This window comes from Pantoea sp. Sc1, assembly GCF_000255315.1.
GTDB classification, from domain to species: Bacteria; Pseudomonadota; Gammaproteobacteria; order Enterobacterales; family Enterobacteriaceae; genus Pantoea; species Pantoea anthophila.
This window is the reverse complement of record NZ_AJFP01000001.1, coordinates 1,666,988-1,689,858: the sequence shown is the minus strand read 5'-3', so window position 1 is coordinate 1,689,858 and position 22,871 is coordinate 1,666,988. Positions and strand designations below refer to the sequence as shown.

Below are 22,871 nucleotides of genomic sequence, written 5' to 3'. Positions count from 1 at the left end.
GGTGAACGTGGGAATGGCGTGTCAGACGCTGCGGGTCAGTCCCCCATCAATCCGGATATTCTGCCCGGTGATGTAGGCGGCACCTTCGGACAGCAGAAAGGCGATCGTGGCGGCCACCTCTTCAGCCTTGCCGTAGCGTTTCATCGGCACGCTCTGGCGGCGTTCGTCGGTGGCGGGCAACGAATCAATCCAGCCGGGCAGTACGTTGTTCATCCGGACGTTGTCTGCGGCATAGCGGTCGGCAAAGAGTCTGGTGAAGCTGGCGAGACCGGCGCGAAACACGGCGGAGGTCGGGAACATCTCTGTCGGCTCAAAGGTCCACGCCGAAGAGATATTGACGATGGCCCCGCCGCCCTGGGCTGCCATGATTGGCGCCACCAGACGCGCCATGCGCACGGCGCTGAGGAAATAGACCTCCATGCCTGTCTGCCACGCGTCATCCGTCAGGTCGGGAATGTCGGCTCGTGGGCCATGACCCGCCGAGTTGACCAGGCCGTCAATCCGTCCCCAGCGCTGCATGACCTGCTCTACCAGCTGCTGCACATCCGCCTGTGACTGATTGGAACCCGTCACACCGATTCCCCCCAGCTGCCGCGCCAGCGCCTCGCCCTTACCGGAAGAGGATAAGATTGCGATGCGGTATCCCTCATCCGCCAGCCTGCACGCGGCGGCTGCGCCCATGCCCGATCCACCAGCCGTAATGATGGCGACTTTTTCTGCGGTCATCTTTTGCTCCTTTTGCTGTGAAAAACGCATCTTCGCAGGAAAGCGATGTATTATCGCGCGATAAATAAACCTCTGAGCATGTAGAAAAACTACAGGATAACTATGCCACTCTCACGTCGCGGTCTGCCCTCACTGAATGCCCTGCGGGCGTTTGAAGCCGCTGGCCGGAAGCTGAGTTTCCGGGCGGCGGCGGCGGAGCTGGGCGTCACGCAGGGGGCGGTTGCGCAGCAGATTCGCGCACTGGAAGATCATCTGGGCATCCGCCTGTTCAACCGGCTTGCGCGCGGGCTTTCGCTGACGCCGCAGGGGGCAGCCTGGCTTGCTGACGTGACGCGCGCGTTTGATATGCTGGTCGAATCAACGGACCGATTGCTGGCGCGCCCGGACGTGGTGACGATCAGCGTGACGCCGACCGTCGCCGCCAGACTGCTGATCCCCCGGCTGGGCCAGCTTCAGGCAGATCTTCCTGACATTGAGTTGCGCACCGTCGCCACCGAGGCCCTGTCCGATTTTTCCCGTGACCAGGTGGATATCGCGGTGCGGCTGTCACGAACTGCCCTGCCCGCGACTCTGGAGAGCGCGCTGCTGTTTCGTCAGCATCTGATCGCCGTTGCCAGCCCACATCTGCTGGAGGGGCTCAGCCTGCCGCTGACCGCCCGTCAGATCGCGTCGCTTCCGCTGTTGCATGACGCGCATGACGGCTGGCCACGCTTCCTGCAGCAGGAGGGAAAGCTGCCCGGCGCCCGCTTTAACCAGACCACCCTTGCACTGGATGCCGCGATGGCCGGACAGGGCGTGGCGCTGACGAGCCGGGCTTTTGTGCAGGCCGATATCAAAGCGGGTCGGCTGGTCGTGGTGGCTGACGCGGGCGATAGCGCAGGTGACTATTATCTGGTGCGCAAACGTACGGATCTGCCTGGCAGGGCTGCGCAGGCGGTGTGGGAATGGTGCCTGGATCATCTCGGCGAATGTCCCTGAACCGCGCATCGCCACTTAAACGCGTTAACCTTCTGATTATCCGTTGATCTCAGATAATCACTGACTGAACAGATGAAATCTGCTTCCCTCTTCTGTCCGTTAAGCGTCAAGTTTTCTTATGAACACCCGATATTATTATCAGGCTTCTTTCACACAACATGGAGAGAGTAATGATTAGCTCAATCGATAACGGGTTTAAAGAGAGTGACGTTTTCAGCAAGCAGGAGAGTATGCCCAAAACTATTCCGCTTGCCCGGGAGACGGTAAACAGGCTGATTGCAGATGCCCCTTCTTCGACCACACAGCTCAGCAAGGAGGCAATAGATAAAAACCTGAAAGAGGTGATTCAGATACGCAACAGCACTATCGAAAAAAACAGCAGCACGACGAACGGCATTACCAACGATATCGATACCTGGTTTTCCGCTTTACAGTCCCACTCCTCTCTTTCTGAAACCGATATGTCCGGACTGATTTCCGATGCCCTGCACTCCTATACCGGCTCCGGTAACTCCACAACGCTTTCAATGGATCTGGCCGTCACCCAGGGCATGTTAAATAAACTGGTTGAGCGATTTGTTCCTGCGGATCAGCAGGCTGAGAGTTACCGTGAAGTGGAAAAGTTTGTGTCAGATAAGGCCTCTGCGCAGGATGCTGTCCTGCAGGATCTTACCCAGCGCTCACTGGATATCGCCCGCCAGTACGGCGACACGGCAGGCGTCACGCAGTTTGAGCAACAGCTGGATAGCATCAGTCACGGTGAGCATGCGACGCAGAAAGAACGGGATGCCATGCTCAGCATCACTGACACCACAGCGAGCAGCGCCGGCTGGTTATCCGCCTTCACGCAGCTGGTGCACAACAGCGGTGATAATGATTTTTTCAAACGCATCAGCTATGACCATATTTCACAGCTGGCAACCCGGATCGAGCAGTTCAATAACAAGGCAAACCATTTTGACGCGGGCTTCTCGCTGACGCAATAACGTGGCCTGAGCCGGGTAATGAGGGGTAAGCCTGACGGGCTTACCTTTTCCCGTTGCCGCTGGTTTTCAGCCGACACCTGCTGTATCTTTTCGAACTATCGTACTAGTTCAAAGGTGCAGAAATGATGTTCGCCACACTTGAAGAGGTCAGAAAAGAGATTGATCAGATCGATGTTCAGCTGGTGAGCATGATTGCTCAGCGTGCTGAATGTGTGAAAGCTGCGGCAACGTTCAAAGCCGATCACGCCGCAGTACGCGCGCCAGACCGGGTGCAGCAGGTCATTGATAAAGTCTGCCGACTCGCAGCGGAGAAAGGGCTTGCTGAGGTCATTATTGCGAAGGTGTACAGGAGCATGATTGAGGCGTTCATAGAGTATGAACTTGCGCACCATGCGCAGATCGGCAACAACCCACCTGACCCGGTGAATTAACCTCTTTGTGCGTGCGTGTCATTACCGGGACAGAGGCTGTCTGATGGGGCGAACATGGCGACAGCTATCAGCAGCTTGATCATTTGATGAAAGGCGCAGAATGAGGCCGGCGAACCGGCCTCAGGCATGATCAGATGGCGCAATAAACGCGCGCTTCACGTGGCGTGTAGATACCAAACGTCACCACGCTCAGTAAGCCATTAACAAACGTCTGCTGCACTTCAACCCGACTGACTTTTTCCTGACCGCCGCAGACCTGCGCCGCATCAATGCTCTTACGCTGACCGATACCTGAAACAAAGAACGGCTGGCTGGTGGTTTTCGTCGCCGCGCCAACCTGATTCTGTTTCATTACGAAAGTCTGCTGCGCACAGCCGGTTAAACTCAGAGCCAACAGCGCCGCAACACAAAGCTTGTTCATAAATATCCTTATCGCTTGAAATGTACAAATAAATGCTGAGTGAAATCATCACTCAGCCAGCCATCAGGTTATCGACAGCGAAAGCGAAAACATTAGAAATATTTTTCAATGCGGACTGTGCTTGTCGCTCGCCCTAGCACAAAAGCTTTGTTCCAGCTCATTTAGCAGCGACGCAGGTTTCCTGCTTATAGCGGATTCTGGCCTGCCGTGGTCTGTTTTGGGCCAGAAGTGGACATTATCTACGTTCGATGCATCCCTCGTGAGACAGGCCATCCCGGTTTGCATTCAGCTAAATTTTTTCCTGTTTTTAGTCCGGAACAGAAAGCATTCCGCTACAGCTGGCTGGTATGTTTATTACAGGACATTTAAATCAACAATATGCATGGTGCACCAACGATGAAAATGATTCTTGTTCGACACGCAGAAACAGAGTGGATTGCGAGAGGTCTTATTCAGGGGCAGAGCGATAGTACGTTGACTCACCGGGGGCAGCGCCAAACATCAGCCTTACTTGCAGCATTTGTCGCGAGTGATTACCAGGTTGAACGTGTTTACGCTTCTCCACTTGGTCGTACCTGGCAAATGGGACAGAGCCTGTCTGAGTGCTTTGGTTGCTCATTGGTAGCTGAAACTGCTCTTAAAGAACAGGCATTTGGTCAGTTTGAAGGCATGTCAACGGCACAGCTCCTTCAACACCATCCGAAAGATGCAAATGCGTTATTCAAATTTGATGCAGAGTATTGTCCGCCAGAGGGAGAGTCATTAGCACAGGCAACTCAACGAGTAATAACTTTCTTACAAGGTCTGCAAGGCACCAAAGAACATCTGTGCGTGTGTATCGTGACGCATGGGCATGTCAGTCAGGGAGTGTTAGCAATACTTAAAGAAGGGACTATCGATAACTTTACCCGGTACGCTCACCCCAATGCGAGTTACTCCGTTTTCGATTTTTTGGATGGAAAATGCATGGCGCTCAGATGGGGAATTGCCACACATCTACTTGAACGTTAGTTTTCTAACGGTCATTTGAGTTAGGCAATATTACCTTAAACACGATGTCCGCTTCTCACTCAAAGCGGACATTCTGATGACAGGCGCAGATAAGCAACAGAGAGCAGGTCAGTTAACCAGACTTTTTCACACAGGAATAAATGTCAGGCCTTGTGATACTCCATGCATAGTTTTCCCGATTAACAGGTTCATAGCCAAATTTTTCATAGAGCCAGGGAGCGGTGGTAGTAAACAACATGATTCTGCGAAGCCGCTCGAAAACAGGATGATGGTGTATGCATTGCATCATCCACCTACCTAGCCCTTCTCCCTGATATTCTTCAAGGATATAAACATCACAAAGGTAGGCGAACGTAGCGTAATCTGTGATTAAACGCGCGAAACCAATCTGAGCGTCATCGTGATAAACACCAAAATTAAGGCTGTTTTCGATTGATAGACTGACAATATTCCGATCAATCCCTTTAGCCCAGGTCGACCGCGTCAGATAACGATGGATGGCCTGCACATCCAGCCTTTTCCTGTCTGTACTTACGAGATAGTTATCCTTGTGCCATTCATATTTCTCTAACGTGCCCACGTTCACTCCTGTTTATAAATTTCCGGGAAACCCGACCTTATCACCTGATGAAAAATCGCACTATGCGCGCCTATTCCAAAACACATTCCTGAGCGCTTCTCCATGAGATACAGTATCTGTTTTCGCTCCTGCCATACTTCCTCTTTCATTTAATGAATCAACCCGAAATTCACCCTGAAGTTGCTCTGTTTACGTTCACTTTTCGCTCATAGCGGACACTAGCCTGCCGAATTCCGCGTTGTGCCAGAAGCGGACGTGAGTATTTGTGTTCAAGGATTACGCCGAGTCACCCTGACGGAGTGCGGCAAGCAGTCTTATGATAAATAACGCTGTCTGGCTCGCAGAAGAGTTCTGGCTGTCAAGCGCCAGCCTGCCCGTTAACTTCTCCAGGGTGGAATGATGACATTGCCCGGTTCACTGGCTTGCCTTATAACCTACAGGGAGCGTTTAATGCAGTTAATGAGAATGAGCTACGACGATCTGACTAAGGGCGGTGGCGAGGCAAAGCTGCACGTTTACGGCGTGGGTACCTTTCCGGTCTTTTCCGGCCAAAAGCCCTATACCAATGACCCAAACTGTACCTACAGGCCTGACAGTGCCATTCCGGTCGGGCCCTACTGGATTGTTCCGCGTCCTGAAGGCAGTATCGCTAACCGGATCAGAGGATGAGCCGTCGACACCTGGAACAGCTCAAATCATTCAGAGTGGTTTGCGCTGTTTAATTCGGAAACGATGAGTGATTCCATCTTCATCAATGGCGTTGCCCGCGGCGGTTTCCGCCTGCATCCTCTTCGTCCAGACGGCTCCGGAGAAAGTGAAGGGTGTATCACCTTCGTACGGCGTACTGATTTCTATACGGTAAGACAGGCGCTGCTCCGGAGAAAAAAAATTCGCGTGCCGGGTTCGAGAAACAGCCTGATGGCATACGGCTATGTTGACGTTCAGGGAGAAAGTAACTTTGCAAACTGCAAAATTCGCTAGAAAAGCAGCGGTTTTTTTCGTCTGCTTTATTGTAGCCTTTATGGTTTCGCGTTACGGGATGCCACTCTATCCGCTGACGGCGTGGCTCGTTGAGCATTCTCACCAAATTTTCAGCAGTTATCAGGATGACGTATACGAAGCTGGTACGGATCCGGTTACGTTCTTTTCCCTTTTGATCGTTATCGCGTTTTACGCTTTAGCCATATATTGGTTAGTTAAAATGGCAGTTAAAAAAGTAAAACGTGGATAGGCTGCTTGCAGTAAAAAACGGCGGTTTTATACTGCCCTGCACTTTTGTCTGAAAAAGCAATACCAAAAAGGGTTCGCGAGCGGGTTGTTATATTTATTATGGCAGAACGTCCCTGCTGCTATCATTTGACGTCCGCTTTTCGCTCACAACAGCCCCTCACTGATTAATTGTGCCAAATCAACAAAACCTATCAGCTAAAGTCTGAGCTGATACACCTCCATACGAGTGTGAACACGGTCAATGTGCGACGCTTACTGATAAATAGCCTGTGGAAGCGAAAGCATTTTGACTGGTAAGGCGTGATGGGACTGCCCTGAGTAAATGCTGGAACCCGGTCTGCAGTGATACCATCGCGGAAGACACGGCTGAATTTTATATGCGTCTGCTGCTCCCCCACCCGTCCCGATGTGAAAATTAACGGCTGCAACGGTGGCCTGCTGTACGGCGTACCGGGCGGTTATGAGTTTTATATCGCGCAGTACGGCGTGAAGAGGCCGGTGGGATATGCTCTGGAGGTGACTGATGGCGTGCCGGACTTTCTGGTGGTGGCTTTTGATACCCCTGGTCTCCGTCGGACGGCCGGGTGTTTGAAGCCCCTTTTTAAGAAATCTGCCCTTTATCTGAGAAGTCAGCTGAGCCTGCTGTCGGGGGAATATACCGCGAATAATAGAAGAGATAATGGCGATGGCTTCAGGGCTGGCGCTGCCGGAAAGAATAACGCGACATTCCCCCAGGGCAGTAAAAAAGAGGCCGCAACGTTATCTGTTGCGGCCCCCATTAAGATCTTAACTGACAGGTATTACGTTATTCACGAGCTTTTTATCTCTGCACTTAAGCTGCATCGACGCGGAATTGCTGTGCCCGCTGCGCAAGGCGATCAGAGAGTTCACGCAATTGCGTAGCAGAATTGACCTGATGGGCGTTGAGTGCTTCGTTTTGCTGCAGCTGGTTACTCATCTCCACCACTTCTTGCGCAATTTTACTGACGCGATGACTTTGCGCGATGCTATTTTGCTGTAACTCATCCAACTGTGCTACTACCCCCGAAACCGCGCCGCTGATTTGCGTGAACAGCACTTCCAGCGCCTTAACTTTGTCAAAACCATCATTCACATGCTGTTGAGTGTGCTGAATTAAACCATCAATCTGACGTGTTGATTCACCACTCTTTTGCGACAGCAGTCCCATCTCTTTGGCGACAACGGAGAAACTGCGGCCGTACGTTCCGGCGTGAGCGGATTCAATGGCGGCATTTAACGACAGTAATCGGGTTTGCATTGACAGACTATCCAGCATGGCGACAATCCCGGCGATATCGCCCGAGGCAGCAACGATCTGTTGCATTTTAAGTTCCATATTGTCGACTTCCGTGACGCAATTGCGCATCAGAGCATCAGCTGACTGCGCCTCCTGTGTGGCCTGCTGCGAGAGCTGTGCACCAATTTCGACTTCTTCAGACACGCGGTATAAACGCTGTGACAGATAGTGGAAGCTGGCATTCTGCGCCTGATGTTGCTGCATGAACTGTTCGTTATGCTGCTGCATATCTTCTGCACCGGCCGCCACGCTGACCGCAACATTATTAATGTCACTGACAATCTGCTGCAGACCGAAGCGCATCGATTCGATCGACTGAAACAGCTGGCGCGTCTCTAAACACTGGCGACCCGGCGTCTCATGGTTCGGTACCAGGTCGCCTGTTGCAATCTGTTCAAGCTGTCGGTTGGCTCGTCGAAGCGGCAATAGCACGCCGCGCATCAGCAGGCTGGAGGCCAGCACCAGTAGCGCCATCAAAATGGCACTGACGATCAGCGACATATTGCGGCTCTGCTTCAGTGTACTGAGGGTAAGTTGATTCACGCTGCTCAACTGATGGTTGGCCTGTTCAAGCTCGCTGAACCAGGCATCGTTAAACTGCTGCTGGAATGCCTGCATCGGCACAATAAAAAAGGCATTAATGTCATTGGCCGCTAACCCTTTCAACTGCTCTTGCAAACCTTCCGCTAACATCGCGAAGTCCTGAGCCAGGGGGCTGTCCGCTTTAGCATGGTAGGCAGTGAACAGCGACTGGGCTTTTGTTAACGAATCCCTGGAGGCGGTCGCCAGACTTTTCCAGCTATCGACCGAGCCGCTTTGCTGATCCTGCATTAAATAGATACCGGCGCGGTGGCTGTTATCACTGGCGGTGAGCAACTCGATACGTGCTTTATCCAGCAGGGCCAACCTTTCCCGCAGTTGATTGCCTTGCTCAAGTGAAATTTGCGTCTGATTAACGTGATTACTGAGCAGCAGTACGCCCGCGAACTGCAGTAAACAAAACAGCACGATAAACAGCAAAAACTGGCTGCGAAGGCTGGTGAGCCAAAGCGGCATACGCCAGGTAAGACGCGTGCGTAAACGTAGCGGTAACGAGATTACAGAAAGGAGTGACATCTAACGACCCCAAAAAATAAAAAGAGTATTGGGAGTGGGCATGACAATTTGGTGACAGCGGACGCGATTCAGCGCAAAACAGCATAATGCGCGGTCTTAAAAAAAATTATGGCCCTGTGACGCTAATTTTTTTGGCTAAGATGTTGTTCCATGAGTGGCAAAAGTAGCTGCTCCACAGCAGTAAAAACCTGAACCACCATGGAGTTTCCAAACTGCCCGTACGCCTGAGTATCCGAAACCGGAATACGGAAATGGGTTTTGTTCCGGAGCCTCAAATCCCATCAGTCCGCTGACTGAACATTCGGCCAGCGCAGCGGCTGCCCTTGAGGAACAAGCTTTCCTTCTGCGTCAGGCCGTTGCGATCTTTAAAGCTGGCAGGTCTGACGAAAAACTTACTGAAGTTGTAACCCCTGTAAAAGCTGGAAAAAAGACGAGCGTGATGACCGGAAGTAACTCATAGCGGCCGTTGCGGCGCAACGGTCTGTCCACGACAGAAGCGGACGTTTCCAACATTGCATTTACTAATCCGCGTAGAACAGATCTTACCGCGTAATAATGCAAACATGCCGGGATCATCAGGGACGTCTTTTCAGGATACGGACAGAGAAAGATGCCGGAAACGGCCGTCAGGCAGCAAACAGGCGCTGAGCAGTCTTAATGTAAATGTCACTATTGACGTAAAGGAAGGATATTCAAAACTTGTTTTCAGCATTTGAATATCCCGCCATCTGATTTATTCATTAAGCGACATATCGAATTAGCCGGTTTTAAATGAATCAACTACACGATTCAGATTCACGGTTTCACTCTCAACAAGCATTACTGCTGATGAGGTCTCTTCAGCCAGTGCAGAGTTTTTTTGGGTAACAGTATCAAGTTCAGAAATAGCAATATTAATTTGCTCAAGCCCCTTGCTTTGTTCATCCGTAGCGGTTCTGATGTTGTGCATTACATCATGTATCTCCAGTATCGCATCATAAACGCCTGAAATTGAATCCTGAGCGACATCAGATAGCTTTGCACCTTCTTCAATTTCCGTTACTGAATCGCTAATAAGATCGCTGATTTCCTTCGCTGACGATGAGCTTTTTTGCGCAAGATTCCTGACTTCTCCGGCTACGACAGCGAATCCTTTCCCGTGCTCGCCCGCCCTCGCTGCCTCAACGGCCGCATTCAGTGCCAGGATATTGGTCTGAAAAGCGATGCTTTCAATAATGCCGGTAATATCATTAATTTTTGACGATTTTTCCTGCATGGTTTTTAATCTGTCTGACAATGACAGGACTACGGATTTACCCTGTTCAGACTTTGTTCTGGTGTCGTTAATCAGCTCAGATACATCAGCAGAGTTTTGCGCGTTATTTTTAACCGCCACAGTCATTTCCTCCATACTGGATGCTGTCTGAACAATAGACGCTGCCTGCTGTTCCGTGCGGGCTGAAAGTTCATTGTTGCCGGAACTCACCTCACTGATACCCTTGACAATATTCAGTGACCCCTCTTTTATCTCAGAAATTACCCTGATAAGGCCTGACTGCATCTCACTGAGTTTAAAGAATAATCCCCCTATTTCAGTTTTGCGAGGGAATTCTGTTTTAACCTCACTGGTAAGATCGCCTGACTGAATACGTTCCAGTTGCGCATACACCTGTGACAGGGGTTGGATAAGCACGTTTTTAAACACCCTGATAAGTCCGAACATAAATATGAGATTGAAAATTATCATTCCATAGAAAAACACAGTCACCTTAGAGTAAGTCTCGCTGCTTTTTTCGGAAATATGGACGCTGATATCTGCCACCCTGCTTCGCCATGCATCATAATCGCTTTGCATTTTATCCTTATAGGGGCCGGCATTAATCGAGAACATAAGATTTGCATCCTTCTTATAGCCATTACTTAACGACTGCTGCAAAATGGCCGAATATGCCTGAAAGCTTTTCTGGAGAGATTTTTGTATATCTTCTGGTACTCCCCTGATATCAGCCAGTTGCTGATAGCTGGAAAAATCTTTTCTTGCCTGACTAAGGATCTTTTCTCCATGGGCAATAAAATAATTTACTTTTTCACTGCCCGGACCATCTTTGATCAACCACAGAGCAATCCGGTTAGTGTCTGCTCTCACCTCGTTTAACTGTGTCCAGATGTCGCTCAAAAGCCGTACTTTTTTACTCACAACGTCAGCGTTTCTGAAATTATCTCTGTCAGACTTTAAATAGTTGAGAAATACTAATCCTACGCAAAGCTGAATAACGATGATGAATATGCCACTGGTGAGAAGTACTCTTGAAAGTTTAAATTTTCTGATGGCCGACATTTTAATCTCCCTCTAAAAGATAAAATTTCTATCGGCAGAGTTACCGGTAACATTAGCTTTTTCTGATGATATGAATGCGCTATTAATTTGAGAGAATGCTGATAAAACAACCAAATTACTTTATTGTTATCTTTGGATTAAATTTGTTGCATTCTTGTCAAAAACAAATGCAAAGGTATCTGCCGTGAAGGCAGGATAAAATTTTGGAGATTTGTTTTTTTACAGTAACCCAACCTCTGAATAATGAAAAATGCTTTAAAATGTAACTAAGATGTGTATTTAAATATCTATATGTAAGCAGACGTTTACTCTGGGTGGTTTCTGGCAAATTAATAAAATGTATATGACTTCGTTCGAAAGGCGTAGGAAACACTGCCAGAATCTGCTTCTCGCTCATAGCAGACACAACCCTGCCTACAGCACCTGGTCTGTGGCTACGCTTTGTAACACCCTTACAAACGTCCGGTATCCACGGGATGTGCATCCGCCTGGTGTGAATTTTCTGCACCGCCACTCAGGTATCGGCACCCGAAGCAACCAGAAGCACAAATGAGCCTGTTACGGCTCATTTGTGTCATTCAGGGGTGACGGTCACCCTCTCTGAAGCGCCCAAACCACTCATTCCGCCATACCTGAAACCTGCTCAGCCACTCCTCTCTCTCCCTTCTCACGCCCGCTATCCGTGAGCGATGCCCTCACCTGCGGCAGGCTTTCCGGATAGTTCTGCTGAATAAACTCGATCATCTTTTCCCGCACGTAGCAGCGTAAATCAAAGGCGATTGGCGAGTTCTGCGCGGTCATCAGCATCCTGATGGTCATAGTTTTCTCGGTGGTATCGGTCACCTGAAGCACCTGAGTTTCCCCATCCCAGAGTCGGGTTTCGCTCAGCACCTTTTCAAAGTGCGTCCGCAGAGGCTCAAGCGGCATTGAGTAGTCCACATAGAGAAAGACTGAACCGAGAATCTGAGCGTTGTTGCGCGTCCAGTTCTGGAACGGATTCTCGGTAAAGTAGGTGATCGGCAGCACCAGGCGGCGCAGATCCCAGATCCGCACGACCACATAGGTCAGGTTAATCTCCTCAATCCAGCCCCACTCTTTCTCTACCACCACCGCATCATCAATTTTAATCGGCTGGGTAAAGGCGATCTGGATACCGGCGAACAGATTCACCAGCGACTTCTGTAGCGCAAAACCTATGATAATCCCCGCCACACCGGCCCCTGCCAGGATGGTGGTGCCAAATTTACGCACGCTCGGGAAACTCAGCAGAATCAGCGACAGGCAGAATAACACCAGAATGACAATAACCACTTTTTTGACGTAGATAATCTGTGTGCGGATTTTACGCGCGCGCAGATTATTAGAGATATTGATGTCGTAGCGGATATAAAGCATATCCTGCGCCACATTGGTCAGTCGTATTAATACCGAGCAAAACGACATAATAATAAAGACATTGATGATATTGGTAATTAAATCCAGCGAGTCAGGATGGAAGTTAATGTAATTAAGACCCACATTGATCATTAATAACGGGATGAAAAAGAACATCGACCCACTGAGGTGCTTCTCCAGCGATTTGAACAGCTTCCTGTCGCGACTCTGCCAGTAGCGGATAAACGCGAGCAGGATAAGACGGCCCAGGAAACCCAGTACAAATGAAAGCGAGACGAGTAATACAACAGGTACCCACGACGGGAAACCAGATAACTCACCGAATAACAATGGCATTATTTTCCCTTTTAGTAAGCTGACAACACCGGGTTGTCAGATAAGTGACACATGCAGTAACCGTTGTCTTCACGGTCATCCGTCTGTAATACAATCAATGGGTTCAAGTATGAACCATACCTGCAAAGTTGACAGGAAAAGCCTCGGCAGCCCGCGCCCCTGATGCGCCTCTTTTGCTTTTCAGCCAGGGCGGACAGTGACAGAAGTTGCCTGCGGCCCTGGCCAATATCATTAACCCGCCTGATATAACCGTTTCGCTTTTCTGACCCTTTTCGTTCCTTTGGGACAACAAAAATTGCTGCCGTACTCACTATAACCCCCGCTAAATGTAGACGACAGAGTCTTGTCTGCTAATTTTAAACTGTGCCCCGCCGTCGCTGAGAAAAACAACAATATGATTAATAGCATTAAACTTTCTGCTGATTTCCGCCGCAGTTTTCTGCGTGAAGTGCTGGTACCGCTGGTCGCCATCCTGCTGCTCACCTTTGCGGGTGCGGGCACGGCGCTGTTTATCGGCACCTCGCTCACTAACGCCGAAGCCCGGCAGCAACAGCAGCGGATGATTGAGGCCTCGTTTTCGCAGAGCCTGAATGAACATCTGCGCCAGCTGCACAGCCTGTCGCGCTGGGCGCCGCTTGAGCAGCACCTCTCCGCGAGCAACAGCGACCGCTGGCTGGATGAGAACATCGGTGAATGGCTTTACGAAATGTTCGGACATCAGCTGATTATGGTGCTGGATCAGCAGAACCAGATCGTCAGAGTCTGGCGCGAGGGCCAGCCGGTCGCTGCGCCGGATAGCGATCCGCTGGCGGGTGAGGTGTTGCAGAGTACGCTGGTCACCGATCCGGCGCGCCCGGACAGGGCCGACTATGCACGGGTCACGAACCGTGCCGCCGCCCTGGCCATCGGCAATATTCAGCAGGAGAGCCGCACCCTGCCCCGTTTCCGGCTGGTGAGCCTGAAATTTCTGGATGATGGCTATCTGGCGAGCCTGGCGGAACGCAATCAGCTTCAGGATCTGCACTTCACGGACGGCACGGCGCAGCCAGGCAGCGCGGCGCGCTATCTGCTGGTGGCGCAGGCGGGCGATCCGGTGGGGTATCTGGAGTGGATTCCCTCCCGTCCCGGTGCGCAGATGCTGCGGACCATTGGCCCCTCAACCGGACTGGCGGTGCTGGCGATCTCCCTGCTGTGTCTCTATATGGTGTGGCGGCTCTGGCATTCGCTGGTCAGCCTGTCGCAGTCGATGCTGCGGCTCGGCGCCTCAGAGGCGCAGGCGCAGCATCTGGCGTTTCATGATGTGCTGACCGGTCTGCCCAATCGTGCGCTGGTTGAAGAGCGCATGACGCAGGCACTGGCGCTGGCGACGCGCCACGATCAGCGGGTGGCCCTGCTGCTGATCGATCTCGACCGCTTCAAAACCATTAACGACACCTATGGTCATCACGCCGGCGATGAGCTGATCATCGCCGTGGCGCAGCGCCTGAGCCGGATCGTGCGCGCCAGCGACACCGTGGGACGCATCGGGGGCGATGAATTTATTGTGGTGATGCCGGATGTCGAAAACCTGAGCCAGGCGCAGAGTCTGGCCCAGCGCATCGTCGACGAGCTGGCCCTGCCAGTGACGCTGTTTGGCAGCGAGGTGTGGAGCGGTGCCAGTATCGGGCTCTCCCTCGCGCCCAGAGACGGTATCGATCGGCTGGAGCTGATGCGCAAAGCGGATATCGCGCTGTATGAAGCCAAAAGCGGCGGGCGTGGCAAATATCGGCAGTTTGAACGGGCGATGGATGAGTCGGTGCGCACCCGCCAGGCGATTGCAGCGGATCTGCGCTCGGCGCTGCAGAGCCGTCAGGGGCTGGAGGTGTGGTATCAGCCGCTGATGGATATCGGCGGTCAGCAGATGGTCGGGATTGAGGCGCTGCTGCGCTGGCACCACCCGACACGCGGCCTGATCGCACCCGGTGAGTTTATTGCGATTGCCGAAGAGACCGGCCTGATTATGCCATTGGGTGAGTGGGTGCTCGCTGAAGCCTGTGCCACGCAGCAGCGTTTCCCGACGCTGCTGGTGGCGGTCAACGTCTCGCCCGTGCAGTTCCGATCGGCGGGCTTTGTCGAGCGGATTATGGCGATTGTCAGCCAGCACGGCGGCGACCCGAAGCGCCTGGAGCTGGAGATCACCGAAGGCGTGCTGATTGAGGATGAACGGGAGGCGCGCGCGATTATCGTGGCGCTGCGTGAAGCGGGTTTCCGCATTGCGCTGGATGATTTCGGCACCGGCTACTCCAGCCTTAACTATCTGAGTACCTTCCCGGTCGATAAAATCAAAATCGATCGCTCTTTTACCCAGTCGCTGGGCGTGGCAGAAAATTCCGTGGCGATTGTGGAGTCGGTGGTGAAACTTGGGCATGCCATGGGCCTGATGGTGACGGCGGAGGGTGTCGAGACGCCGGGACAGATGTCGGCGCTGGCGGATGCAGGCTGTAATCAGTTGCAGGGCTATCTCTTCAGTCAGGCGGTGCCCGCCGATCAGCTTGCGGCGCTGATGACCTCCGCCGCGCCAGAGACGACGCCGCAGGCGTAACGGCCGGGAGGATAGCCTTAACGCATCGGTGCGCCCGGGCTATCCGTATCAGAGTCAGACCGCTATGCGCCCAGGCTGTCCAGCAGCGCCGCAGACGAGGCGACCGCGCCGAAAATGCCGCCCTGCATATGGATCATGCTCAGCGCCGCCTCGTGGTGACGCCGTTCAGTTGCCGCGCAGCAGTCGGAGAGCACCAGACACTCAAAGCCGCGATCGTTGGCTTCGCGCAGCGTGGTGTGAACGCAGACGTCCGTCGTGATGCCGGTCAGGATCAGATTGCGGATGCCGCGACTGCGCAGAATCAGCTCCAGATCGGTGGCGTAAAACGAGCCTTTGCCCGGCTTATCCACCACCACTTCGTCCGGCAGCGGCGCCAGCTCCGGGATAATCTCCCAGCCCGGTTCACCCCGCACCAGAATGCGGCCACACGGCCCCACATCGCCAATCCCGGCATTCATCCGCCGCGACCGCCAGCGCTTATTGGCTGGCAGGTCACTGAGATCGGGCCGGTGCCCTTCGCGGGTATGAATAACCGGAAACTGCCGTGCACGCATCGCGGCGAGCACCTGCTGCAGCGGGGCGATGGGCGCACGGGTCAGGCTGACGTCATAGCCCATGCTATCGACATAGCCACCCACGCCGCAGAAGTCGGTCTGCATATCAATGACGATCAGGGCAGTGTCAGCCGGGGTAAAATGGCCATCGAACGGCCAGGCGTAGGGGGTGGAATTAACGCTGTAGTCGGGCATGACTGTTCTCCATTTCCGGGCGCGGCATGCGCAGTTTGCTAATCAGGCTGTAACTGAGGGCGGCCGTGACCAGGCCAATGACGGCTTCACCGAACTGCGGAAAGGCCACATGAGCGATGACCGCACAGAGGCTGCCAATCGCCCAGGCGGCGAACGCGGTACCGCGGAAACGCTGTGCCGGACGCTGTTCGCTGATACGCGCCATAAAGATCAAATCCACGATCATCACTGCGCCAAACGGCGGCACCACGATGCCCAGCAGGCTCAGCCACTCCAGGAAGTAAGACCAGACCCCCGCCAGTGCCAGCACGCCGCCGATGCCACCCAGAATCAGCGTCCAGAGCCGCATTTTGCTGCTGAAGAGATGACTGAATCCCACCGCGCCGTTGTAAAGACAGTGTGTGCAGACCGATCCGAGGTTAATAAAGACAAACAGACAGGCGACCACCGAGAGAAACGCGCTGTGGCCCATCAGCATCGGCAGGAAGTTTCCGCCGTTGGTCAGCGGGTCAACTGCTGCGCCCACCGCCACAATCACCACGCCGAACAGGTAAGAGATCACGTTGGCAACCGGGAAAGCGGAAAAAGCCGCGATCACCGCCGAGCGGCCATTCTTCGACCAGCGGGTAAAGTCCGCGGTCATGGTGCCGGAGTCGGCGAAACCGGCGACCACCATCGTGACCGCGGTGCCCATACTCATGGCACCCGCCGCGCTGGCGCTGCCCTGCCACTGCGTGACGACGGCGAAATCATGGTCCCGCCCTATCAGCCACAGCGCCACGATGCCGAGCACCACGAACAGCGGCGCGGCGATCATCCCCAGCACCGACAGCGCCCGCACGCCCAGAAAGGTGATGCCGGTGTAGAGCAGCATGGCAAAGGCCGTCACCGCCAGCGCGTTCCAGCCAAAGGTCTGATTAATCACCGTGCCGGTGAGGCCGGTCTGAAAGGCATACCAGCCGATCACCACCGTCGAGAGAAAACCGGAGACCAGGATATAGCCTTTGCTGCCAAAGGTGCGCCGGGCCTGCAGGGCGAAATTCATGCCGCTGTTTCCGGCGAACCAGCTCAGCGCGCCAACATAGGCAAACAGCACCAGATTCCCCAGCAAAATGGCGATCAATGCAGGCCAGAAGCCCAGATGCCAGGTGATGATGCCGCCAAATAACGCATTGGTGAGGATCATCGGAAAACCGAACCAGACAGCCGAGACCGAGCGGGTGGAGTGACGATGCGACACTGGCACCGGCTGGTGTTCAAACTCCTGCTCCAGCGCAGGTGAAGACGATGTTTTCATTGTGTGATTCCCGGTTGAAGGTGATTCCACGGCTGAATGCGCTCGAAAGCGGCACTGGCAGCCAGCACTAAGGCATCATCAAGATGCCGTCCGACAATCTGGAGACCCACGGGCAGGCCGCGGGCGGTAAAACCGGCGGGCACCGACGCCGCGGGCTGACCGGTGAAGTTGAACGGGTAGCAGAATGAGAGCCAGTGATCGCTGCGGACCATACGCCCCGCAATGATTTCCGGCCCCTGGCTTCCCAGCGGAAACGGCGGCACTGCCAGCGTCGGAGTGATCAGCAGGTCGTAACGCTGCATAAAGCGCCACAGGCTGTTGCTGACCGCTTTGCGCACCGCGATAGCGTCAGTGAAGTTTTCCGCCCGCCACTCACGCTGCAGCATGGCGATCAGATGGGGTGACATGGCGCTGCCCTGCTCCGCCATCATCTGGCGCATGCCGGTGAGATCGCTCTCCATCGCCACCAGCGCACCGAAAGCGGCAGCCGGATCGCTGAAGCCAGGATTGGCCAGCTCCAGTTCCGCGCCGGTTTCAGCGGCAAAGCGCTGCACGGCCGCACTGACCACCGCCCGCACTTCCGGGTCCACCGCGACATAACCCAGGTCTGCGCTGAACGCGATGCGCAGTTTGCTGGCTGGCTGCCGGAGCGCGCCCAGCCAGTCAACGTCGCTGCAGGGGATGGAGTGACGATCCCGCATATCCGGGCCCGCCATCAGTGACATCATCAGGGCGGCATCGCGCACGCTGCGCGTCATCGGGCCGATGTGCTCCAGCGACTCCCAGCTCGACACGCCGGGATAGCGTTCATCGCGGCAGCCGGGCCAGAGCGGCACCCGCCCCATCGACGCCTTGAAACCAAAGATGCCGCAGTGCGCCGCCGGAATGCGAACCGATCCACCCCCATCACTGCCCAGCGCAATCGGACAGAGCCGCGCCGCAACGGCCGCACCGGACCCGGCACTGGAGCCGCCGGGCGTCATCTCAGGATCCCAGGGATTACGCGGCGACGGAAACAGCGGATTGTGCCCGACCGCGCTGTAGCCAAATTCCGGTGCGGTGGTTTTACCCAGCAGAATGGCATCGGCGGCCAGCAGGCGTTCTACCGTGATGTCATCCTCTTCCGGCACGAAATCCCGGTAAGCCGCCGAACCGGAGGTGGTTCTGACACTGGCCGTGCAGATCAAATCCTTCACCGCCAGCGGCACCCCCGCCAGCGCACCCAGCGTCTCGCCGCGAGCGCGACGGGCATCCAGCGCCCTGGCCTGCGCCATCGCCAGGTCGGGCGTGGGGGTACAAAAGGCCTGTATTGTCGGTTCCCGTTTCGCCATTCGCTCCAGTGCGGCCCCGGTCAGCTCGCAGGCTGACACCTCCCCGCTGCGGATAAGTGCGGCCATCGTGGTGGCATCTTCGTCTAATAAGGAGTCAAACATGGATTACCTCGCCAGAATTGTACCCGTCAGGTAGTGCATGAACCGTGCCAGCTGACACCAGGCCGGGCGCTCTGAAGCAGGGATGCCAGATGGAATACGGCCTGGGATACAAGATCGAATTCTTATGGTGGCGGACGGGCTTACCTGTTTATTTTTTCAGCACGATGATGGCGCAGGGCTGCGCGATAAGGGGGCGTGACTGGTGAATGGTTTTGCGGGCTGGCTTACAAAACGGTGTTGTTAATCCGCAACGGCGGCTGAAATGCTGGAATGAATAACCTTATTTTTACCATGGATGTTTGACGGTGCTGCGCAGGAACTGAAAATCGGGTTTCAGGGATTTATAAGTTACGACAGGGATGAGAAGTGCGCATTGAAGAAGATATTTATCTCGAAAACTACGAAATCAGGCGAAAAAGATTCATTTATGATCGGCGTATTCATCACAGTTATGCGTTTGTTGTCGGCAATAACAATTACACCGTCATCGTGGGTAAGTTGATGGATGAACTGACCTTTACCCGCATTGGATACCGGATGCCACCAGGGATTTCCTTTCCGGTTAACGGGCTGGCTGAAGTTTGTTTTGACGTCTTTGATGGTATGGAATGCCTGGGTGATTTCCGCCATATCAGCTTTGCAGGATTAGGCAGTGCTGTCGTTATCAAACGCGTATTCCTGGCATTAATGGCACACCATGAAAGCTTCTTTGTGGGCGGTTTTGTTTTCCAGGCTGCATCAGGAGAGATCGTTGACCGCAATCGTCCGACACACCTTGAGGAGATCTACGACGCTTTGCCTGGCTTAAAAAATGAACTGCGCTACAATCGCCGGACCGGGTTGCCGAAGAAAGCGCCGCAACCTTTAATCCCGGACTATTTCCAGGCTTATAAAACAGTGACTACAGGGAGAGCTTGCTATGTCGTTTTACGATAAACACAATGGCATCACAGATGCGGCTGATGCCGAGAACAGGGAGTTAAGGGCACTTTTGATTGCTGAGTGGCTGGACAGGCCCGATCTACCCGCCATTAAAGCCCAGTTAGCTCAGGCGAGAAAACGCTCCTCATCTGCCCTGTTGCGCCGTAAGTTAAAAGAACTGAACGCGCGCGAAAGGCAGGAAGCTAACATCCCCGATTAGCGCTTAAAGGCCCATATTCGGGCCTTTCCTGTTTTTAAATCGCTTCTGGTTTAACCGCGGCGGCTTCATGCCACCTGCAACTCACTGCGATTCCGGAAAATCGGTCTCCACCGATGTCTGTTTCCACGCCTCAATTTCCGCCAGCCGCTCTTTGAGTTTGCTGGTCACGGCGTCATGGCCCCAGGCTCCCATCACCAGATGCCGGGGCGGATGATCATGTTCAGTAATTGCGATCATCGCTGCGGCGGCGCGCGCCGGATCGCCCTTCTGCGTGCCGCTGTAGTCGGCGGTGGCTTTCATTCGCGCGGCGGCGGTCTCTGCATAGTCCGGCAGCGTGCTTGGCGTCTGATGCAGCGAGCGTCCGGCCCAGTCGGTGCGGAACGGGCCTGGCTCGACGCAGGTGACATGAATGCCCAGCGGCCCGGCCTCCTGGGCCAGCGCATCGGACCAGCCCTCCACCGCATGTTTGCTGGCGGCGTAATAGCCTGAGCTGGCAAAGCCGATCAATCCGGCCACCGAGGTAATGTTGATAACGTGCCCCCTGCGCGCCTGGCGCATCGCGGGCAGCACGGCGCGCGTCAGGGCAAACAGACCGAAGACGTTAGCGTCAAACTGGGCGCGGATTTCGCTCTCCACCCCCTCTTCAATCGAACTCTGATAGCCATATCCGGCGTTGTTCACCAGCACGTCAATCGTTCCGAACGCACCGATGGCCGCCTGCACCGCCTGATCGATACTCGCCTGCTGCGTGACATCCAGGGCGACCGCCAGCGCATTATCATGACCTTCCACCAGATCGGCCACGGCCGACAGGTTCCGGGCTGTCACCACCACGTTAAAACCCCGCGCGATAGTCTGCTGCGCCAGTTCCCGACCAAAACCGGTCGAGCATCCCGATATAAACCAGACTGGGCCTGATTGAGCCGCCATAGTAGGACTCCTGTTGCGTTTGATGAAGCGATAAGACCCGGATACGAACGTATCCGGGGAGAGACAGATAAGGCTAGCGAGGCGCCATCGCCTGGCTTAGCCCTTCGTGCTTTTATGGAACAGCTGGCTGGCGGTGTCGCTGATGATCTGCGCTGCGCCGCGATCGCCCTTCGCCATGGAGGCCATAAAGGCTTTTGCCTGTTTAAAGGTGATATGCGGCGGTAGCGGCGCCACTTCCGGATCGGTTTTCACCTCCAGCAGCACCGGGCGATCGGCGCTGAGCGCCTGCTGCCAGGCCCCCACGAGGTCGTCAGGGTTATCCACAAAAATCCCGACCATGCCCAGCGAGCGGGCAAATTCCGCGTACTTCACGTCCGGCACCTGCTGCGAGGCGTCAAAGCGGGGGTTGCCCTCCATCACGCGCTGCTCCCAGGTCACCTGATTGAGATCTTCGTTGTTAAACACGCAGACGATCAGGCGCGGATCGGCCCACTGTTGCCAGTATTTCTGGATGGTGATCAGTTCAGCCATGTTGTTCATCTGCATGGCGCCGTCACCCACCAGCGCCACTACCGGTTTATCCGGGTGCGCAAATTTCGCTGCAATGGCGTAAGGCACCGCTGCGCCCATGCAGGCCAGCCCGCCGGAGAGCGAGGCCCGCTGCCCCTGTTTGACGCGATAGTCGCGGGCAAACCAGTTGGCACAGGAACCGGAGTCAGAGGTAACAATGGCGTTGTCCGGCAGCTGCGGGGACATCTCCCACACCACCCGCTGCGGATTGACCGGGTTCGCCGGTGCCATCGCGCGCTCCTCCATCAGCGTCCACCAGTCACGCACCTGAACCGCAATCCCTTCCTGCCAGCTGCGATCCTCTTTGTGCTCCAGCAGCGGCAACAGCGCGCGCAGGGTTTCTGCCGCATCGCCGTGCAGATTCACTTCGCTGGGGTAGCGCAGGCCGAGCATGGCGGGATCGATATCGATCTGCACCGCTCGCGCCTTGCCCTCCTCCGGCAGAAATTCGGTCCAGGGGAAGCCGCTGCCGATCATCAGCAGGGTGTCGCAGTTCTGCATTAAATCGGATGAGGGTTTGGTGCCGAGCAGGCCAATCGAGCCGGTCACAAAGGGCGCATCGTCCGGCAGCACATCTTTGCCCAGCAGCGCTTTTGCCACACCGGCCCCCAGCACATTGGCGACCTGCACCACCTCGACAGCGGCATTGCGTGCGCCTGCCCCGATCAGAATCGCCACTTTTTTACCGGCGTTGAGCACCTCAGCGGCGCGTTGCAGATCCTCCTCATAGGGGATCACTTTCGGCCGCTGATAGCCACTGCCGGAGTGGGTGAAGCCGTGCAGATGCTGCGGCGGCTGCCAGGCTTCATCCTGAATATCTTTCGGCAGGATCACCACCGCCACGCCATTCTGCGCTTTGGCAATCCGCACGCCACGATCAAGCAGGTGACGCACCTGCGCCGGGGTGGCGGCTTCCTGAACGAAGTTCGCCACATCGGAGAAGATGCGGTCCAGGTTCATCTCCTGCTGATAACTGGCCCCGCGCGCGGTCGCTTCCGCCTGTCCGGCAATCGCCAGCACCGGCGCATGGTCCATTTTTGCGTCATAGAGCCCGGTCAGCAGATGGGTCGCACCCGGCCCGCCGGTTGAGAGGCAGACGCCCAGCTCACCGGTGAACTTCGCGTGACCGGCCGCCATAAAAGCGGCCATCTCTTCGTGCCGCACCTGAATAAATTCGATGCCGTCCCCTTTGGCGTTCGCGCGCTGAATGGCCCCCAGCACGCCATTAATCCCGTCCCCCGGATAGCCGTAAATGCGGCTCACACCCCACTCTTTCAGGCGCTGGACAAAAAAATCACTGGTTTTCATGCTCATCGTCGCGGTTC

21 protein-coding genes and 2 pseudogenes are annotated in these 22,871 nt (G+C 54.7%); 11 read left to right on the top strand and 12 right to left on the bottom strand.

The window, feature by feature from the left end; translation table 11 throughout:
* Nucleotides 1-21: 21 nt before the first annotated feature.
* Nucleotides 22-726 carry an SDR family oxidoreductase gene (locus S7A_RS07750; protein WP_009089459.1) on the bottom strand — a complete coding sequence of 235 codons (705 nt, stop codon included), beginning with the start codon at nucleotides 724-726 and terminating at the stop codon, nucleotides 22-24.
* Nucleotides 727-828: 102 nt separating this feature from the next.
* Between S7A_RS07750 and S7A_RS07745 the strand changes: the two genes are divergently transcribed.
* The 3 genes from S7A_RS07745 (at nucleotide 829) to S7A_RS07735 (ending at nucleotide 3,121) form a co-directional block, all read left to right on the top strand.
* A complete protein-coding gene (locus S7A_RS07745; RefSeq protein WP_009089458.1) occupies nucleotides 829-1,704 on the top strand; it encodes a LysR substrate-binding domain-containing protein in 876 nt (291 codons plus the stop codon).
* A 170-nt stretch (nucleotides 1,705-1,874) separates the two neighbouring features.
* Nucleotides 1,875-2,690: a hypothetical protein gene (locus tag S7A_RS07740; protein ID WP_009089456.1), complete on the top strand. Its 816-nt coding sequence runs from the start codon at nucleotides 1,875-1,877 to the stop codon at nucleotides 2,688-2,690.
* Nucleotides 2,691-2,812: 122 nt separating this feature from the next.
* Complete coding sequence (locus tag S7A_RS07735) at nucleotides 2,813-3,121, top strand: chorismate mutase (protein WP_009089455.1); 309 nt, start codon at nucleotides 2,813-2,815, stop codon at nucleotides 3,119-3,121.
* Nucleotides 3,122-3,251: 130 nt separating this feature from the next.
* On the opposite strand, the gene S7A_RS07730 is transcribed toward S7A_RS07735, so the two are convergent.
* Nucleotides 3,252-3,542: a Bor family protein gene (locus S7A_RS07730; protein ID WP_009089453.1), complete on the bottom strand. Its 291-nt coding sequence runs from the start codon at nucleotides 3,540-3,542 to the stop codon at nucleotides 3,252-3,254.
* 396 nt (nucleotides 3,543-3,938) lie between these two features.
* On the opposite strand from S7A_RS07730, the gene S7A_RS07725 reads away from it, so the two are divergent.
* A complete protein-coding gene (locus S7A_RS07725; RefSeq protein WP_033736199.1) occupies nucleotides 3,939-4,553 on the top strand; it encodes a histidine phosphatase family protein in 615 nt (204 codons plus the stop codon).
* 112 nt (nucleotides 4,554-4,665) lie between these two features.
* Here the strand turns inward: S7A_RS07725 and S7A_RS07720 are convergent, their stop codons facing one another.
* The gene (locus tag S7A_RS07720) at nucleotides 4,666-5,133 is read right to left on the bottom strand and encodes a GNAT family N-acetyltransferase (RefSeq protein WP_009089450.1); all 468 of its coding nucleotides are present in this window, start codon (nucleotides 5,131-5,133) and stop codon (nucleotides 4,666-4,668) included.
* A gap of 450 nt (nucleotides 5,134-5,583) precedes the next feature.
* Between S7A_RS07720 and S7A_RS21595 the strand changes: the two genes are divergently transcribed.
* From S7A_RS21595 to S7A_RS21215, 4 genes and pseudogenes are all read left to right on the top strand, one after another.
* Complete coding sequence (locus S7A_RS21595) at nucleotides 5,584-5,802, top strand: tlde1 domain-containing protein (protein WP_237712308.1); 219 nt, start codon at nucleotides 5,584-5,586, stop codon at nucleotides 5,800-5,802.
* A 30-nt stretch (nucleotides 5,803-5,832) separates the two neighbouring features.
* Nucleotides 5,833-6,114 (top strand): annotated as a pseudogene (locus S7A_RS21590) (tlde1 domain-containing protein); the annotation flags it as partial.
* Nucleotides 6,092-6,364 carry a hypothetical protein gene (locus S7A_RS07710; protein ID WP_033736197.1) on the top strand — a complete coding sequence of 91 codons (273 nt, stop codon included), beginning with the start codon at nucleotides 6,092-6,094 and terminating at the stop codon, nucleotides 6,362-6,364. The pseudogene S7A_RS21590 and the gene S7A_RS07710, both read left to right, overlap by 23 nt.
* 407 nt (nucleotides 6,365-6,771) lie before the next feature.
* A complete protein-coding gene (locus S7A_RS21215; RefSeq protein ID WP_141629807.1) occupies nucleotides 6,772-7,266 on the top strand; it encodes a hypothetical protein in 495 nt (164 codons plus the stop codon).
* Here the strand turns inward: S7A_RS21215 and S7A_RS07705 are convergent.
* The 4 genes and pseudogenes from S7A_RS07705 to S7A_RS07695 form a co-directional block, all read right to left on the bottom strand.
* Nucleotides 7,196-8,797: a methyl-accepting chemotaxis protein gene (locus tag S7A_RS07705; protein WP_033736196.1), complete on the bottom strand. Its 1,602-nt coding sequence runs from the start codon at nucleotides 8,795-8,797 to the stop codon at nucleotides 7,196-7,198. The two genes, S7A_RS21215 and S7A_RS07705, sit on opposite strands and share 71 nt — an antisense overlap.
* A 122-nt stretch (nucleotides 8,798-8,919) precedes the next feature.
* Nucleotides 8,920-9,082: pseudogene (locus tag S7A_RS21805) on the bottom strand (DNA (cytosine-5-)-methyltransferase); the annotation flags it as partial.
* Between the two features lie 472 nt (nucleotides 9,083-9,554).
* The gene (locus S7A_RS07700; RefSeq protein WP_009089444.1) at nucleotides 9,555-11,114 is read right to left on the bottom strand and encodes a methyl-accepting chemotaxis protein; all 1,560 of its coding nucleotides are present in this window, start codon (nucleotides 11,112-11,114) and stop codon (nucleotides 9,555-9,557) included.
* Nucleotides 11,115-11,732: 618 nt separating this feature from the next.
* Nucleotides 11,733-12,845, bottom strand: a complete 1,113-nt coding sequence (locus tag S7A_RS07695) for a mechanosensitive ion channel family protein (RefSeq protein ID WP_033736195.1) — start codon at nucleotides 12,843-12,845, stop codon at nucleotides 11,733-11,735.
* A 394-nt stretch (nucleotides 12,846-13,239) separates the two neighbouring features.
* On the opposite strand from S7A_RS07695, the gene S7A_RS07690 reads away from it, so the two are divergent.
* Nucleotides 13,240-15,426 (top strand): bifunctional diguanylate cyclase/phosphodiesterase, encoded by a 2,187-nt coding sequence (locus S7A_RS07690; protein ID WP_009089442.1) that lies wholly within the window; start codon nucleotides 13,240-13,242, stop codon nucleotides 15,424-15,426.
* A gap of 62 nt (nucleotides 15,427-15,488) precedes the next feature.
* Here S7A_RS07690 and S7A_RS07685 read toward each other — a convergent pair whose 3' ends face one another.
* Genes S7A_RS07685 through S7A_RS07675 form a run of 3 tightly spaced genes read right to left on the bottom strand, consistent with a single transcriptional unit; the run spans nucleotide 15,489 to nucleotide 18,905 of the window.
* Nucleotides 15,489-16,175, bottom strand: coding sequence for a cysteine hydrolase family protein (locus S7A_RS07685; RefSeq protein WP_009089440.1), 687 nt, complete (start codon nucleotides 16,173-16,175; stop codon nucleotides 15,489-15,491).
* Nucleotides 16,156-17,472 (bottom strand): cytosine permease, encoded by a 1,317-nt coding sequence (locus S7A_RS07680; protein ID WP_009089438.1) that lies wholly within the window; start codon nucleotides 17,470-17,472, stop codon nucleotides 16,156-16,158. The genes S7A_RS07685 and S7A_RS07680 overlap by 20 nt, the downstream gene beginning before the upstream one ends.
* On the bottom strand, nucleotides 17,469-18,905 hold the full coding sequence (locus S7A_RS07675) for an amidase (RefSeq protein WP_009089436.1): 1,437 nt from the start codon (nucleotides 18,903-18,905) through the stop codon (nucleotides 17,469-17,471). The genes S7A_RS07680 and S7A_RS07675 overlap by 4 nt, the downstream gene beginning before the upstream one ends.
* 366 nt (nucleotides 18,906-19,271) lie before the next feature.
* Between S7A_RS07675 and S7A_RS07670 the strand changes: the two genes are divergently transcribed.
* Both S7A_RS07670 and S7A_RS07665 read left to right on the top strand, forming a co-directional pair.
* Nucleotides 19,272-19,841 (top strand): hypothetical protein, encoded by a 570-nt coding sequence (locus S7A_RS07670; protein WP_009089434.1) that lies wholly within the window; start codon nucleotides 19,272-19,274, stop codon nucleotides 19,839-19,841.
* The gene (locus S7A_RS07665) at nucleotides 19,825-20,046 is read left to right on the top strand and encodes a hypothetical protein (RefSeq protein ID WP_009089432.1); all 222 of its coding nucleotides are present in this window, start codon (nucleotides 19,825-19,827) and stop codon (nucleotides 20,044-20,046) included. Before S7A_RS07670 ends, S7A_RS07665 begins: the two co-directional genes overlap by 17 nt.
* Nucleotides 20,047-20,127: 81 nt before the next feature.
* Here S7A_RS07665 and S7A_RS07660 read toward each other — a convergent pair whose 3' ends face one another.
* Both S7A_RS07660 and S7A_RS07655 read right to left on the bottom strand, forming a co-directional pair.
* The gene (locus S7A_RS07660; RefSeq protein WP_009089430.1) at nucleotides 20,128-20,976 is read right to left on the bottom strand and encodes an oxidoreductase; all 849 of its coding nucleotides are present in this window, start codon (nucleotides 20,974-20,976) and stop codon (nucleotides 20,128-20,130) included.
* A gap of 96 nt (nucleotides 20,977-21,072) precedes the next feature.
* A complete protein-coding gene (locus S7A_RS07655) occupies nucleotides 21,073-22,860 on the bottom strand; it encodes a thiamine pyrophosphate-requiring protein (protein ID WP_009089428.1) in 1,788 nt (595 codons plus the stop codon).
* Nucleotides 22,861-22,871 lie beyond the last annotated feature (11 nt).